Below are 15,886 nucleotides of genomic sequence, written 5' to 3'. Positions count from 1 at the left end.
GTTACTACGTCATTATGACTTTTTTCTTTTATGATAAGACTATCGAAAGAGGATTGAAGGAGGCATAACGATGAGCAAAGTGGATTATTTCAAAGAATTAAACTATCGCTTGCGCGGACTTCCCGAGAAGGAGCGCCAAAATATACTTAAAGTTTATGAAGAGTTATTCCAAAAAGCCGTCGAAAATGGCAAGCATGAAGACGAGATTTCACAGTCTCTCGGCTATCCGCGGGTACCGAACTGGGACGCACAGAAAGAGGCTCCACCCGTGCAAGAGGAAACATATAAGCGTTCAACGAGTACGTTTGAAGCTGATGCGAAGCAAGCTGAGGAAACACCCTATGGGAGTGAAGAGCAGGATGAGACAGCTATACCTTATGTAAAGCAGCCCGAGCCGGCTAGCAGTCCTAAAATTCCTGTACAAGCCCCCGAGGCTTGGGAGCCGCCTTATACACAGACGTCTCCACCTAATTACCCTCCCGTGTATAACACACCTTATCCGCCCCCATACCCAACGGCTAAGTCAGACACGGGGATTAAAGCGATCATCATTTCGATTATGCTCGGCTTCTTTAATCTCATGTTTGTTGTGGGTCCTTGGCTAGGGGTTTGCGCTGCTATGATCGCGTTGTTCGCTGCGGGCTTTGCCCTTCTAGTCGCACCTGTCATCGGCGTACTCACGAGCTTAGCGGGAACCACGGGCAGTGACTTCCAATTCATTTCATTCAGCTTGCTCGCCTGCTTCGGGTTAGGCATTATCATCACTACGCTTAGCTCGTGGCTCCTCAAGCAGTTTTTCAAACTCAGCTGGAAGTACATCCAATTCAACGCCAAACTAATTAAGGGGGTTTAAGCCATGCAACTTAAAGTGAAATTTTTCTTAGTGACTGGCTTTATCTGCCTTGCGATTGGCCTGATTGGAGCCGCAGTATCCTTCCAGTCTATGGATTTTGAGTCAGGAGTTGCAACCATTGATGTGGAGAAAAAAATAGCCGCAGCCAATATCGATTCCCTGATCATTAACAATGATATCTCAGGCGTCACCTTCGTACCGAGCAACTCGGATGAAATTAGCGTTCGTTTAGTGGGTGCTGCACGATCCGAACATGCACAAAATTGCACAGTCGAGGCCACAACAGAAGGTGCGAATACATGGCGAGTGGACGTTTGCACGAATAAAAAGGCACACATTGACTTCGGCTTCGACCTCACAGAGTTTAAAAGCTTATTCAGCGGTCAGCGCCTTCGTCTACGGACAGAAGTAAGTCTGCCCGACAAGCTGTACAAGGCAATTACGGTAAGCACAGATACAGGCAGTATATCTTTCAAAGAAGTGAAAGCTGAGAAACTAACGGCAAGTACAGATACAGGAAGCATTACCGTTGACCGTTACGATGGGAAAGCCATAAGTCTGCAAACAGACACAGGCAGTATTCATCTCAATGATGGGCAGGGCAATGTGAAGCTCAAAACCGATACAGGCGGCATTACAGCGACACTTCGTGAACTTGGAGATACCGCTACTCTTGAGTCAGACACTGGATCTGTACGCCTGCAACTAGACCCTGCACCTACGGATGCAAGCTTTGATCTGAGTACGGACACAGGCAGTACGAATCTGGAAGTGCCAGGTGTGACTGTTCAACGAACAGGCCACAATAAGGCAAAGGGATCGATCGGGAATGGCAGTCATAAGGTTACGGTTCGGACGGATACAGGATATGTCGAGGTTAAAGGTAGATAAGAAACGCAAAGAAGCTCTTCCCATCATGGATGATGGAGAAGAGCTTTTTTAGTTGAGACACTTATTTACTTTTCTCTAAAAAGTCATGCAACCACGCCTGCGACTCTGCCAGCATTTGCTCCGCGCGACCAATGGCCTCGCTCACCTGATTGCTTGCTGTACCGCCATAGACATTACGCGCATTCACGACTTGCTCTGGTTGAAGCACCTTATAAATATCGGACTCGAATAGCTCGGAGAAGGTTTTGAACTCCTCGATGCTCATATCGAGCAAGTATTTTTTGTTTTGGATACAGTAGAGCACGGTTTTGCCGATTACTTCGTGCGCTTGACGGAAAGGAAGACCCTTGTTCACTAGGTAATCCGCAATGTCCGTTGCATTCGAGAAGTCTTGGTTCACGGCTTGACGCATACGCTCGGTATTCACCTTCATCGTCGACACCATCGGTGCAAACAATTGCAGCGCACCTTGCAGGGTACGAACTGTATCAAACATGCCTTCTTTGTCTTCCTGCATGTCCTTGTTGTACGCCAGCGGCAGCGACTTGAGTACGGTCATGAGACCGAACAAGTTGCCGTAGACGCGGCCTGTTTTGCCACGGACAAGCTCGGCTACGTCCGGGTTCTTCTTCTGCGGCATGATCGAGCTGCCGGTGCAGAACGCATCATCGAGTTCGATGAACGCGAACTCGGTCGAAGACCAAAGCACCATTTCCTCGCTGAAGCGAGAAAGGTGCATCATGATCATGGACGCGTTAGAGAGGAACTCCAGGATGAAATCGCGGTCGCTGACCGCATCCAGAGAGTTCTCGTACACGCGTCCGAACCCGAGCTGCTCCGCCACGAAATGGCGGTCGATCGGGAAGGTCGTGCCCGCGAGCGCGCCAGCGCCGAGCGGCAGCATGTCTACGCGCTTGTAGCTGTCCTGCAAGCGCTCAAGGTCACGCTGGAACATGCTGACGTAGGCCATCAGATGGTGCGCGAACAAGATCGGCTGCGCACGCTGCAGATGCGTATACCCGGGGATAATCGTATCAAGATTAGCCTTGGCTTTCTCAAGCAAAGCCTCCTGCAGCTTGATCAGCAAGCCAACGAACTCAACCACGCGCTTGCGTAGATAGAGATGCATGTCCGTCGCCACCTGATCGTTGCGGCTGCGACCTGTGTGCAACTTGCCGCCGACAGGACCGATCAGGTCGATCAAGGTTTTCTCGATATTCATATGAATATCTTCGTTCTGAATCGTGTATTCCAGCTCGCCGCGGCGAATCATGCCCTGCACTTGCAGTAAGCCGTCTTTGATTTTTTCTACATCATCCGCAGGGAGAATCCCGCATTTGCCCAGCATCGTGACGTGCGCCAAGCTCCCTTCAATATCTTCCTCGGCAAGCTCTTTGTCGAATGTAATGGATGCGGTATATTCTTCGACCAATTGATCGGTTTGTTTCGTGAAACGTCCACCCCAAAGCTTTGACACCGTGCATGACCCCTCTCGTATTAACCTACCTAGAAACCCTTATGGGACAACCTTATGGACAGCCCAAAGGCTTTCCACGAAGGGAAAGCCCACGGCTGAGCAGCTATTTGAAATGTTACTTCTTCGCGTTCTGTTCCACGCCGGAACCTACTTTCAAGCGCAGCGCATTCAAGCGGATAAAGCCTGTTGCGTCGCCTTGATCGTAAGCTTTCGTTGGATCAGCTTCCATTGTTGCGATATCTGGGTTGTACAGGGATACTGGGCTTTTCACACCAGCGCCCATCACATTACCTTTGTACAGTTTCAAACGAACAGTACCAGATACATTCTTTTGGCTTTCCGACACAAGCGCTTGAATCGCCAAACGCTCAGGAGCGAACCAGAAGCCGTTGTAAACCAGGGATGCATATTTCGAAATTAAGGAATCACGAAGGTGCATTACGTCGCGGTCCATCGTGAGGGATTCCATTTTACGGTGAGCGGTGAAAAGAATCGTACCGCCCGGAGTTTCGTACACGCCGCGGCTCTTCATGCCGACGAAACGGTTCTCAACCATATCTACACGGCCAATTCCGTGCTTGCCGCCGATTTCATTCAACGTTTCCATCACTTGAAGTGGGGAAAGCTTCGCTCCGTTGATCGCTACGCAATCACCAGCAGCAAACTCAAGCTCAATGTATTCCGCTTGATCTGGTGCATCCTCTGGCGCAACGCTCAGCACGTACATGCCTTTGTTGTCGTCAGCAGCTGCATCGAACCAAGGATCTTCCAACATGCCGCTCTCGAAGGAGATGTGCAGCAAGTTGCGGTCTGTCGAGTACGGCTTCGCTGCGGATGCCGTTACTGGAATGTTGTGCTTCTCCGCGTATGCGATCATCTCTGCGCGGCCTGGGAACTGCTCGCGGAATTCTTCCAAACGCCAAGGCGCGATCACGGACAGCTCAGGCGCAAGCGCCGCTGCTGTAAGCTCGAAGCGCACTTGGTCGTTACCTTTGCCGGTTGCACCGTGAGCAATCGCTGTTGCGCCTTCAGCGCGAGCAATCTCAACCATACGCTTCGCAATCAAAGGACGCGCAATGCTCGTGCCAAGCAGGTATTGCCCTTCGTAAAGAGCAGCCGCTTGGAACATCGGGTTGATGAAATCCTTCGCGAATTCGTCGCGTAGATCGTCGATGTAGATTTTGGATGCGCCAGTTGCGAGTGCTTTTTCCTCCAAGCCGTCCAGCTCATCCTTTTGCCCGATATCCGCTGTGAAAGCAATGATTTCTGCGTCGTAAGTTTCTTTTAACCATTTGAGGATAACTGATGTATCCAAACCGCCTGAATAAGCGAGTACGATTTTTTCCTTAGCCATGTCTCTTCTTCTCTCCGTTTCTACTCTCACTTAAAATAAAATTATATCATTGTCGCGGCCATAATAGCCTTTTGCGCATGAAGACGATTCTCTGCTTGGTCGAAAATGATGGAATGCCCGCCGTCGATGACGCCCTCGCTCACTTCTTCCCCGCGGTGTGCAGGCAAGCAGTGCATGAACAGGTAATCCTGTTTCGCATATTTCACCAAATCTTCGTTCACTTGATAGTTTTTGAAGGCGATTTCCCGCTCCTGCTGCTCCGCTTCTTGGCCCATGCTCGCCCATACATCCGTGTAGATGATGTCCGCATTTTCAACCGCTTCGCGAGGATCACGGGTTACAAGCAGGCTTCCGCCTGTTTCAGCGGCATTTTCCTTGGATTGGCGAATCACTTCTTTATCAGCATCATAGCCTTCTGGCGAAGCAATTGCGAAATCCATCCCGAGCTTGCTAGCTCCCATCATCAGGGAGTGCACCATGTTGTTGCCATCACCGATATAAGCGACTTTGATGCCTTTCAAGCGGCCTTTTTTCTCCAAAACGGTCTGATAATCCGCCATTACTTGGCAAGGGTGCGCGTGATCGGTTAAGCCGTTAATGACAGGCACCGTCGCGCCTCGTGCCAAATCGATCACCTTGCGGTGCTCGTAAGTACGAATCATGATCCCATCTAAGTAACGGGACAGGGTTTGAGCGGTATCCCATACCGTCTCTCCGCGGCCCAGCTGCAGATCATTTTTGCTTAGGAAAAGCGCTTGGCCTCCTAATTGGTACATCCCCACCTCAAAGGAGACACGCGTACGCGTCGAGGACTTCTCAAAAATCATGCCCAGCGTTTTGCCCGCTAGTACGGCATGCGGCTCTCTTGCCTTCTGCTTGCGTTTCAGCTCAATGCCATAGTGAATCAAATATTCGATTTCTTCCGCTGTATAATCAACCAATGCAAGAAAATCCTTGCCCTTCAACTGGGCAGCCAGTTCTTCCTTGACCATGCTATTCATGTGATCCAACCTTTCTTCGATAAACTTCGGTTAGACGCCACTGATGGTGGATGCCTTCTGGGAGAGGACACCGCACACAACTTCTAACGCCTGATCCAAATCTTCTTGAGGTATCGTTAACGCTGGCACCAAACGAATTACGTTCGGGCCTGCTGGAATGACTAGCACACCTTGCTTATGAATCTCGCTAATGATTTCGCCCGCTGGCTGTGTACATTCGATGCCAATAAGGAGACCAATACCACGAATACTCTTGATAAGCGGATTGCCTGCCAACTTGCTCTCTAACTGATTCACCGTGTACTCGCCGAGCGCGGCAGCACGATCAGTTAATTGATTGTCGATAATTGTGCTTAGTGTCGCATGAGCCGCTGCGGTTGCAATCGGGGTGCCACCGAACGTGGAACCGTGACTTCCAGCGCTGAACGCTTCCGCCAAGTAACCTTTGCTCAGCATCGCACCGATCGGGAATCCACCGCCAAGACCTTTGGCTAATGTGAAAATATCCGGCTCTACACCATAATGCTCATAGGCAAAAAGCTTACCCGTACGTCCTACGCCCGTCTGGATTTCATCCGCGATCAGGAGCAGATTATGCTCTTTGCATAGCTCAGCCAATTGTTTCACGAACTCTGGATCAGCCGGCAATACGCCGCCTTCCCCTTGCACGAACTCGAGCATGACCGCACAAGTCTTGTCGTTCACGAGACGGCGCACGGACTCGATATCGTTATAGTCGGCATAGACAAAGCCTTCTGGAAGCGGAAGGAATCCTTCCTTTACTTTGTCCTGACCGGTAGCTGTTAATGTAGCAATTGTACGCCCATGGAAGGACATGTTGAACGTGATGATCTCGTACTTACCGTTGTTCAGCACCTTTTGGGAGTAGCGACGGGCAATTTTGATCGCAGCCTCGTTCGCTTCCGCTCCCGTGGAACAGAAAAATACAGCGTCCGCACAGCTGTTATCTGTTAATAAGCCAGCCAGCTTTTCCTGGTTCGGAATATGAAAAAGATTGCCCACATGCCACAGCTGATCCAGCTGCTCGATCAATTTCTCTTTCACAGCTTTTGGTGCATGCCCGAGAGCCGCAACAGCGATCCCGCTCATCATATCGATGTATTCCTTGCCAGTGTCATCCCACAGTCGGCTGCCTTCACCCTTCACTAGCGTAATCGGATATCTGGCGTAGGTTGGAAATAACGAGCTTTTCCCTTGTTCTGTCATATACATTCCCTCCTTATGGGGTTGATTGGTTGATAGGACGGTTGCCCTCCGTGCTAAAACGCGACTCTAATGGAACGTGAGTACGCTATTTGAGCGCGATTAGGGCAAATCCCTGCGTTGCGGAACGTAATTCCCTTATTTCACCGAAACAAGGGGAAAGCAGCTATTTTAGCTAAAATAGCGCCCTCACGTTCCGTAACTATTCGAATTCCTCCGATTTCGATGAAATAGCGGAACGACGTTCCGTTACACTCAGTCGGTCACCCGTGCACCCTTATCGTACGATGCGCGTGCCGATGCCTTCGCCCTTCAGCACCTTGCTTAACACGTTTGGTTCCGAGCCATTCACGATAACAACTTCTTGCACTTGCCCTTGTATACAAGCAATCGCTGCACGAACCTTCGGGATCATGCCGCCATAGATGTCGCCACTTGTGATCATCTCTTCAATTTCGGCTACGCTGACAACAGGAAGCACTTGCTTCTCGCCATCCACGACCTTCATAATGCCGGGAACATCCGTCACGACAACCATTTGCTCCACACCAAGGTGAGAAGCTACAGCACCTGCCGCCGTATCGGCGTTGATGTTGTACCGCTGTCCGCCATCTGCACCTAGACCAACTGGTGCGATAACCGGAATGTAACCCATGCCGACGATCCCTTGAATCAGCTCCGCATTGACCTTCGTCACATCGCCTACAAGACCGACTTCATGGCTGTTAGCTACGGGCTTCGCTTCGATCAGATGTCCATCCACACCGGACAAACCGAGCGCTTTCGCACCCGTTAATTGAATACGGCGTACGATTTCTTTGTTAATCTGACCAGATAGCACCATTTCGACCACGTCAAGCACCGCTTCATTCGTTACGCGCAAACCATTTACGAAGCCAGACTCAATGCCCAGCTTCCCTAGCGTATCTGAAATGGCAGGACCGCCGCCATGTACGATGACCATAACAATTCCCTCGGATTGTAACTGGCGCATATCCTCAAAAAAACTACTAGGCAGCGCCGCAAGCGTGCTGCCTCCGCATTTCATTACAAAGCAATTGTTCTTCACTGCTCTTTCCCCTTTACGTTCGATAAGCTGCATTAATTCGCACATAATCGTAGGTCAAGTCACAGCCCCAGCCGGTTGCTTTGCCTTCACCCATATGTAAATTCACATGAATTTGAATCGTATCTGTTTTCAAATAAGCGAGTGCCGCTTCCTCGTCGAACTTCACAGGACGCGATTGCGTAAGCACCGCGATATCGCCAAGGCGAATATCGACTGTATTCACGTTCACCGGCTGCCCAGAGTAACCGACAGCTGCAATGATCCGGCCCCAGTTCGCGTCAGCGCCATAAACAGCAGACTTCACAAGACTCGATCCAATGATCGACTTCACGATCTTACGAGCCGCATCGTCGCTCTCCGCGCCGATAACCGTCGTCTCGATCAGCTTCGTCGCGCCTTCGCCGTCTCGTGCAATCGCTTTGGCGAGGTATTCGCCAACATACTGGAACCCAGCCGCGAAGGCATCCCAATCCGGGTGTCCCGGATGCAGGGAGTCGCCGCCGGCAAGCCCGCTTGCCATCACCACGACCATGTCGTTGGTGCTTGTGTCTCCATCAACTGTGATCATGTTGAACGTATTATCTGTAATCCTGCTTAGCAACAGCTGCAGGTATTCGCTCTCAATCGCGACGTCGGTTGTCATGAAACCGAGCATCGTCGCCATGTTCGGGTGAATCATCCCCGAACCCTTAGCCGCTCCGGCAATGTGAACCTCTCTGCCGCCAACCACAACACGGACGCACGTCATCTTCTGGACGAGATCCGTCGTCAGGATCGACTGGCAGAAGTCTTCGCCGCCGTCTAGCTTCAGCTTCGCTGGCAGCTGCTCGATGCCGCTCAGCACTTTGCCCATCGGCAATAGCTCGCCGATAACGCCTGTGCTCGTCACGCCGACGTGGTGCTCCGCCACGCCGAGTGCCTTCGCACTTGCCGCGCGCATTGCGCGAGCGTCGTCTTCGCCTTGCTGGCCGGTGCACGCGTTCGCGTTGCCGCTGTTGACGATCATCGCCTGCAGCTTGCCGCTGTGGGCGATGCTTTCTTGCGTCACACGCAGTGGCGCCGCTTGAAACGCGTTCAGCGTGTAAACCCCTGCCGCTGATGCGGGTACGTCACAAAGGATCGCGCCGAGATCATAGCGCTCCGTCTTCTTTAATCCGCAGTGCAGTCCGCCTGCACGAAAGCCCTTCGGTGTTGTTACTGTGCCTTCTGGCACGACAGTAAAGCTTACTTGGTCCGACATTGTCGTTTACTCACCTATCCTCATCTTCTAGTTATGGATATACCGGTGCGAACAACAACCCTGTCGTCTCGTCCCAGCCTTGCATAATATTTAAATTCTGAATCGCTTGTCCTGCAGCGCCCTTCACGACATTGTCGATGACCGACACGATCGTTACGCGCCCTGTACGCTCATCCACGGCAAAGCCGATATCACAGAAATTCGATCCTGTTACTTCTTTCGTTGACGGATATTTCCCTAGCGGGCGAATCCGTACGAATTTGCGGCCTTCATAGTACTGACGATACTTTTCGATGAACTCTTCAGCCGTATGCTCACCTGTTAGCGTTGCATACATCGTCGCCATAATCCCACGCGTCATCGGCACGAGATGTGTCGTAAACGTCGTCACAACCGGTTTCCCTGCAATGCGACTCAGCGCTTGCTCGATTTCCGGTATATGCTGATGTTTGTTTATTTTGTAAGCCGATAAATTCTCATTCACTTCTGGATAGTGGAAGCCCAGACTAGCACTGCGCCCCGCACCGGATACGCCGGATTTGGCATCAATAATAATCGTAGATGGATCAATCCATCCCGCTTCAACCGCAGGAATAAGACCTAGCAGTGTCGCTGTTGGGTAACAACCTGGGTTCGCGATCAGATCGCTGCCCTCTACTTCATCCCCGAACACTTCGGATAAACCGTAAATCGAACGTGCCAACGCTTCTTCGGACGCGGCCGGTTTATTGTACCATTTTTCATAGTCGCTAGCGGACTTCAATCTCAAATCCCCTGAAATATCAATAACCTTCAAGCCTGCTGCGAGCAGCTTTGGAGAAAGCCCTGCGCTCACACCCGCTGGTGTGGCCAAGAACACAACGTCCGCCTTACCTGCAATGAGGTCAACATCAAGTACATCGAGGATATCCACAACGACTTCCTGCAAATGTGGAAAATGCTCCGCAAGCGGCGCTCCTGCATTCGATGTTGAAATCACGGATGTAATATGTACTAGTGGATGCGCCTGCAAAAGACGAATCAATTCCACACCACCATACCCTGTAGCTCCAATAATAGCCGCTCTAATGCTCTGACTCATTCCCATGCCCTCCCGATGTTCCGAAAATATATGTATTATTATACATTTGTATACATAATAATTCAATGAATTTTTTTGCATGTTTCGTGATACCGCATTCGCATTACATTAAGGCGGTTCAAGGCTTTGACAGGCAGAAATCGACTGTGTTTTTATTAACGGAATAGTCTGACTATATTTAGAATTATGCACATTATGCATCATTTCTGTGTAATACGTGCATAAATCTTTGCCATTACCATCAAACACCCCACCACCGCACCCTATCCATTATCCCAAACTCTTTAGTAAGAAGGCAAATTATGTTATTCAATTCATAGTTATTCACATACTTACCTACATGCTGTGGACAACTTCAGTATTTATGCACAGATTACCAACAAGTTATCCACAAATAAGTAAAAAACCTCCCGTTACTCTCTAGTTTCTCCACACTTGATAGCAGAAACCTGAGCCCTAACAGGAGGCTTTCCTTGATGTTCTTCAACCTTCCACTACGCGTGGCGCTTAAATCCTTCTCCCAACACTTCATTCGTTTCACTCAAAATCACGAAAGCTTGCGGATCCACAGATTGAACCAGTGTTTTCAGGCGACTAACTTCATTCTGTTTCACAACGACCATCATAACTGTCCGCGATTCCCCTGTATATCCGCCTGATCCGCTGAGCTCTGTTAAGCCGCGATCCAAATCGTACAAAATCGCCTTACGAATGGCATCCGTATGATCCGAAATAATAAAGGCCACTTTGGCATAATTGAAGCCGAGCTGTACGATATCAATGGTCTTGGTGGTGACAAATAAGCCTATCATCCCATACAACGCATTTTCTGGGGTAAACACCAACGCAGAGCTGATAATGACGAGGCCATCAAATATGGCGACCGAGAAGCCAAGGCTTAAGCCTGAGTATTTATGCAGGATTTGAGCAGCCAAGCCCAATCCACCTGTAGATCCTCGACCTTTAAAGACGATACCCAGACCCAAACCCACGCCGATGCCTCCATATACAGCAGCTAGTAGTGGATTATGTGTCGGTACACCTAAGTGACTTGTAATGAGAACGCAGAATGGGAAAATAACCGATCCCACGATGGCTTTAATGCCGAATTTCTTCCCGAGTAACCATATTGCTAACAGTAAAATCGGAATATTGAGCGCCCACTGTGTGTACGCAGGGTTTATTTTGGTGACTTCCTGCAAAATGGTGGAGATCCCCGAAACCCCGCCTGTTGCAATCTGGTTCGGGTTCAAAAAGCTGTTAAAACTCGCCGCCATAATCAGCGATCCGACAATGAGTAATATGTATTCGAAAGCGGTATGACTCGGACTTCCGATCTGTATGCGCGGTTCTCTTCTGGACACAAGTGGTCCTCCTTCGTTTATCTTCCTACAATTGTAAAAATATAAGCTATGATAACTTGCTTGGGTACTGTAGTCCTCGATGAATGCATCCTTCCCTCATACATTGGATTTATCCAGTGGAATGAGCAAAAATCGGCAGGAATTAGCTGTTCCATTGGATAAGTCCCAATGAGATCATCGAATTTTGCTCGAAAAAGTGGCATTTCGAAGTTTTGAATGGATTTATCCAATCAAATCACATACAAGACAGCCAATTTGAGTACTTCTAATGGATTTTTCCAATGTGCTACGGGAAACTAGGGGTCTGGGCCTACGAAGTCAATAAAAATCCTACACCCAATAGGTGTAGGATCATCCATTACTACGCTATGCATGCATAAGCTCGCCAAACAGCTTGCCTTGACTTTTAGTTGTTACTCTGGCTTACGAATTTGATGACGCAAGTACGCATCAATGAAAGTATCTAGATCCCCGTCCATGACTGCTCCAACGTTGCCGGTCTCAGCTGAGGTTCTATGATCCTTCACCATACTGTACGGATGGAAGACATAGGAGCGAATCTGGCTGCCCCATGCAATATCCGACTGCTCGCCGCGAATCTCGGCTAGGTGCTTCAATTGCTCTTCGATCTTCCGCTCATAGAGCTTGGATCGAAGCATCTTCATCGCTTTCTCGCGGTTCTTGATCTGCGAGCGCTCTTGCTGACAGCTCACCACGACGCCTGTCGGGATGTGCGTAATCCGCACAGCCGAATCCGTCGTGTTAATGTGTTGACCACCGGCGCCGCTTGCGCGGTACGTATCGATCTTGAGATCCTCGGAGCGGATCTCGCCTACGTCGGTGTCGTCTTCGATCTCTGGCATCACGTCACACGATGCAAACGAAGTGTGACGACGGCCAGAGGCGTCAAACGGCGAGATCCGGACGAGTCGATGCACGCCCTTCTCTGCCTTCAAGTAGCCGTAGGCGTTGAAGCCAGTGATCTGCAGCGTGACACTCTTCACGCCAGCTTCGTCGCCAGGCAAATAGTCGAGTACCTCGACTTTGTAGCCCCGCTTCTCCGCCCAGCGGCGGTACATGCGCAGCAACATCTCTGCCCAATCCTGCGACTCGGTGCCGCCGGCGCCTGGGTGCAGCTCGAGGATGGCATTCAGCCGGTCGTACGGCTGATTGAGGAGCAAGCCCAGCTCGAAGGACTCGAGCTTCTTGATGAGAGCCGCGATGCCATCTTCAATGTCCTTCACGAGGCCAGCATCGCTTTCTTCTTCCTCCAGCTCGACCATGACCTGCAGATCATCAAAGGCGTTCGAGAAGCTATGGAACTCATCAACGACACTCTTGATGGCGTTGAGGTCTGCGATGGTCTTCTGGGCACGTTCATTATTGTCCCAGAAGTCCGGCGCGCCCATTTTTTCCTCATAATCCCCGATCGCTTCTAGCTTATGATCTAAGTCAAAGAGACCCCCGTAATTCGGTTAGTCGCTTCGCTGTTTCTCTTAAGTCTTGTTTCACTTCTGGTTCTAGCATGTCTTACACCTCGTTTATTCTTCTTGCTTGTACGTAGACAAGGTTGTTAGATTGCCCTACATGCCTTGCCCGTGGCATTGCTTGAACTTCTTACCGCTGCCGCATGGACATGGATCGTTGCGTCCGATACGCTGCTCTTCATCGCGTACCAATGGCTTCTTGCCGCCAGCTTCATTCTTCGTGTCAACAGCCTGACCTTCTGCGACCGCTTGGCGCTCCAGGTTGCTCTGTACGTGTGCTTTCATGATATACATCGCGACTTCTTCACGAATGTTCTCGATCATCTCTTGGAACATCTCGAAGCCTTCGAATTGATATTCACGAAGCGGATCCGTACCACCGTAAGCACGTAGGTGAATACCTTGGCGCAATTGATCCATCGCATCGATGTGATCCATCCATTTGCTATCTACCGCACGAAGCGCTACGACTTTTTCAAATTCACGCATGAACTCTGCGCCAATTTCCGTTTCACGCTCATCATAACGTTTGCTTACTAGTGCTTTGATTTGATCGATGATCTCCAGTTGCTCTTTGCCCCAAATGTCTTGATCCGTGATTTGAGCATCGTCATGCAATAAGTTGTTATTTACAAAGTTCGCAACTTCTTGCAGTTCCCACTCTTCCGGAATTTGCTCTTCAGGACAATGTGCTTTCACGACACGCTCGATCACTGCGCTGATCATGCCTTCGATAACCTCGCGGATATTCTCGGACTCCAGCAGCTCGCGGCGCTGTTTATATATAATTTCACGTTGTTGATTCATAACATCGTCATATTGAAGGACGACTTTACGCACGTCGAAGTTGTTGCCTTCAACGCGTTTTTGAGCAGATTCCACGGCACGGGAGATCAATTTGCTCTCAATTGGCTGATCTTCTTCCATCCCAAGACGGTCCATCATCGCCATAATATTTTCAGCGCCGAATCGTTTCATCAACTCATCCTCAAGGGAAAGGTAGAATTGCGAAGAACCTGGGTCACCTTGACGTCCCGCACGTCCACGCAGCTGATTATCGATCCGTCTGCTCTCATGACGTTCTGTACCTATGATATGCAAGCCGCCTGCTTCATGTACGCCTTGACCGAGCATAATGTCGGTACCACGGCCTGCCATGTTCGTCGCAATTGTAACCGAACCTGGTTGACCCGCACGTGAAACGATTTCCGCTTCTTCCGCATGATATTTGGCATTCAATACTTTGTGTTGAACACCTTTCTTCTTCAGCATATCCGAAAGCTTCTCAGAGTTCTCAATCGATACTGTACCGACAAGAACGGGTTGATTCAGCTTATGACGCTCTACAATTTGCTCAACGACGGCTCTGAACTTACCATTCTCTGACTTATAAACGACATCCGGCATATCCTTACGAATCATTGGACGGTTCGTCGGAACGATAATAACTTCAAGGCCGTAGATTTTCTTAAGCTCTTCTTCTTCCGTCTTCGCCGTTCCCGTCATTCCCGCTAACTTGCGGTACATACGGAAATAGTTCTGGAACGTAATCGTTGCAAGAGTCATGCTCTCATTCTGAACCTGTAGCTGCTCTTTGGCCTCAATGGCTTGATGCAACCCATCACTATAGCGACGGCCTGTCATAATACGGCCTGTAAATTCATCAACGATCATAACTTCTTCTTCTTGAACGACGTAATCTACGTCACGTTTCATAATGAAACGTGCTTTGAGCGCTTGTGTGATGTGGTGGTTGATGTTTACGTTTTGATGATCGAATAAGTTCTCGATCCCAAATACACGCTCACCCTTCGCTACACCTTCTTCCGTCAAAGCAACAGAACGTACTTTGATATCGATCGTGTAGTCTTCTTCTTCCTTCAGCGTCGACACGAAACGGTCAGCCGTGAAGTACATATCTGTCGATTTCGCAGCTTGTCCCGAAATGATCAATGGCGTTCTCGCTTCATCGACCAGAATGGAATCCACCTCATCGATAACCGCATAGTACAGCGGACGTTGAACCATCTGCTCTTTGTACAGCACCATGTTGTCACGCAGGTAGTCAAACCCGTATTCGTTATTCGTTCCATACGTAATATCACAAGCATAAGCGGCTTGCTTCTCTTCATGTGACAAGTCATGCAAGTTAACCCCAACGGTTAAGCCGAGGAACTCATAAATTTGACCCATTTCGCCGCTATCCCGCTGTGCCAAATAATCATTGACGGTTACAACGTGTACGCCTTTACCTAGCAGTGCATTCAAATAAACGGGGAGTGTTCCAACGAGTGTTTTCCCTTCCCCTGTTCTCATCTCCGCGATACGGCCTTCATGCAGCACCATACCTCCGATGAGTTGAACGTCATAGTGACGTTTACCTAGAACACGCCAAGCCGCTTCCCTAACAACCGCGAAAGCCTCTGGCAATAAATCATCGAGTTCTTCGCCTTTCTCAAGGCGTTCTCTGAACTCTATTGTTTTCCCTTTTAACTCTTCATCGGACAGCGGCTTAATGCCAGCTTCAAGCTCGTTGATGTAGTCAACGGCCTTGAGCATCCGTTTAATCTCCCGTTCATTGGAATCACCAAAAATTTTCTTCACTAGTCCTAGCATCGGTGAACCCCTTTCCCTTGCATTCGTATCCTTAAATTGTACCACTTATGACTGTCTTGTCGCAACAAACGTGCGATCGCTTCCTTATAAAACCTATATAAATAGGACTTAGAAACCATGCTTTCCCGTATTTCTTAGTATGAAATGGAGATGCTATTAACATGCATACAGGTATTAATGACTTGTGCACGATAAGAAAAAGCTTAATCCGATGTTATCGAATTAAGCT

Annotated in this window: 12 protein-coding genes; 2 read left to right on the top strand and 10 right to left on the bottom strand. The window is 49.5% G+C overall.

The features are described 5' to 3' along the window. The first annotated feature begins 70 nt into the window (after window positions 1-70). Together AC58QC_RS22735 and AC58QC_RS22730 are read left to right on the top strand one after the other, a co-directional pair. Complete coding sequence (locus AC58QC_RS22735) at window positions 71-853, top strand: DUF1700 domain-containing protein (protein ID WP_497417334.1); 783 nt, start codon at window positions 71-73, stop codon at window positions 851-853. Between the two features lie 3 nt (window positions 854-856). Then, window positions 857-1,744 (top strand): DUF4097 family beta strand repeat-containing protein, encoded by an 888-nt coding sequence (locus tag AC58QC_RS22730; RefSeq protein WP_497417333.1) that lies wholly within the window; start codon window positions 857-859, stop codon window positions 1,742-1,744. Window positions 1,745-1,805: 61 nt separating this feature from the next. Here the strand turns inward: AC58QC_RS22730 and argH are convergent, their stop codons facing one another. From argH to secA, 10 genes are all read right to left on the bottom strand, one after another. Beyond that, entirely contained in the window at window positions 1,806-3,221 is a 1,416-nt protein-coding gene (gene argH, locus AC58QC_RS22725; protein ID WP_497417332.1) for an argininosuccinate lyase, read from the bottom strand. 115 nt (window positions 3,222-3,336) lie between these two features. After that, window positions 3,337-4,575: an argininosuccinate synthase gene (locus AC58QC_RS22720; RefSeq protein ID WP_497417331.1), complete on the bottom strand. Its 1,239-nt coding sequence runs from the start codon at window positions 4,573-4,575 to the stop codon at window positions 3,337-3,339. Window positions 4,576-4,616: 41 nt separating this feature from the next. Then, window positions 4,617-5,576 carry an ornithine carbamoyltransferase gene (gene argF / locus AC58QC_RS22715; protein WP_497417330.1) on the bottom strand — a complete coding sequence of 320 codons (960 nt, stop codon included), beginning with the start codon at window positions 5,574-5,576 and terminating at the stop codon, window positions 4,617-4,619. 30 nt (window positions 5,577-5,606) lie between these two features. Then, window positions 5,607-6,803, bottom strand: coding sequence for an acetylornithine transaminase (gene argD, locus AC58QC_RS22710; protein ID WP_497417329.1), 1,197 nt, complete (start codon window positions 6,801-6,803; stop codon window positions 5,607-5,609). Window positions 6,804-7,077: 274 nt separating this feature from the next. Continuing rightward, a complete protein-coding gene (argB, locus tag AC58QC_RS22705) occupies window positions 7,078-7,848 on the bottom strand; it encodes an acetylglutamate kinase (RefSeq protein ID WP_497417376.1) in 771 nt (256 codons plus the stop codon). Window positions 7,849-7,882: 34 nt separating this feature from the next. Then, a complete protein-coding gene (gene argJ, locus AC58QC_RS22700; RefSeq protein WP_497417328.1) occupies window positions 7,883-9,109 on the bottom strand; it encodes a bifunctional glutamate N-acetyltransferase/amino-acid acetyltransferase ArgJ in 1,227 nt (408 codons plus the stop codon). Between the two features lie 31 nt (window positions 9,110-9,140). Continuing rightward, window positions 9,141-10,190, bottom strand: coding sequence for an N-acetyl-gamma-glutamyl-phosphate reductase (gene argC, locus AC58QC_RS22695; protein ID WP_497417327.1), 1,050 nt, complete (start codon window positions 10,188-10,190; stop codon window positions 9,141-9,143). A gap of 494 nt (window positions 10,191-10,684) precedes the next feature. Continuing rightward, a complete protein-coding gene (locus AC58QC_RS22690; RefSeq protein ID WP_497417326.1) occupies window positions 10,685-11,554 on the bottom strand; it encodes a YitT family protein in 870 nt (289 codons plus the stop codon). A gap of 413 nt (window positions 11,555-11,967) precedes the next feature. Beyond that, window positions 11,968-13,081 (bottom strand): peptide chain release factor 2 gene (gene prfB, locus AC58QC_RS22685; protein ID WP_497417325.1). Its coding sequence is split into 2 segments (ribosomal slippage): window positions 11,968-13,008 and window positions 13,010-13,081, totalling 1,113 coding nucleotides; the frame shifts between segments, so codons are not numbered across the junction. Window positions 13,082-13,137: 56 nt separating this feature from the next. Continuing rightward, entirely contained in the window at window positions 13,138-15,657 is a 2,520-nt protein-coding gene (gene secA / locus AC58QC_RS22680) for a preprotein translocase subunit SecA (protein WP_497417324.1), read from the bottom strand. Window positions 15,658-15,886: the final 229 nt, after the last annotated feature.

The organism is Paenibacillus sp. J22P51 (genome assembly GCF_059692215.1).
Note: the sequence above shows the minus strand (reverse complement) of the source record. Positions and strands in the feature narration are given on the sequence as shown.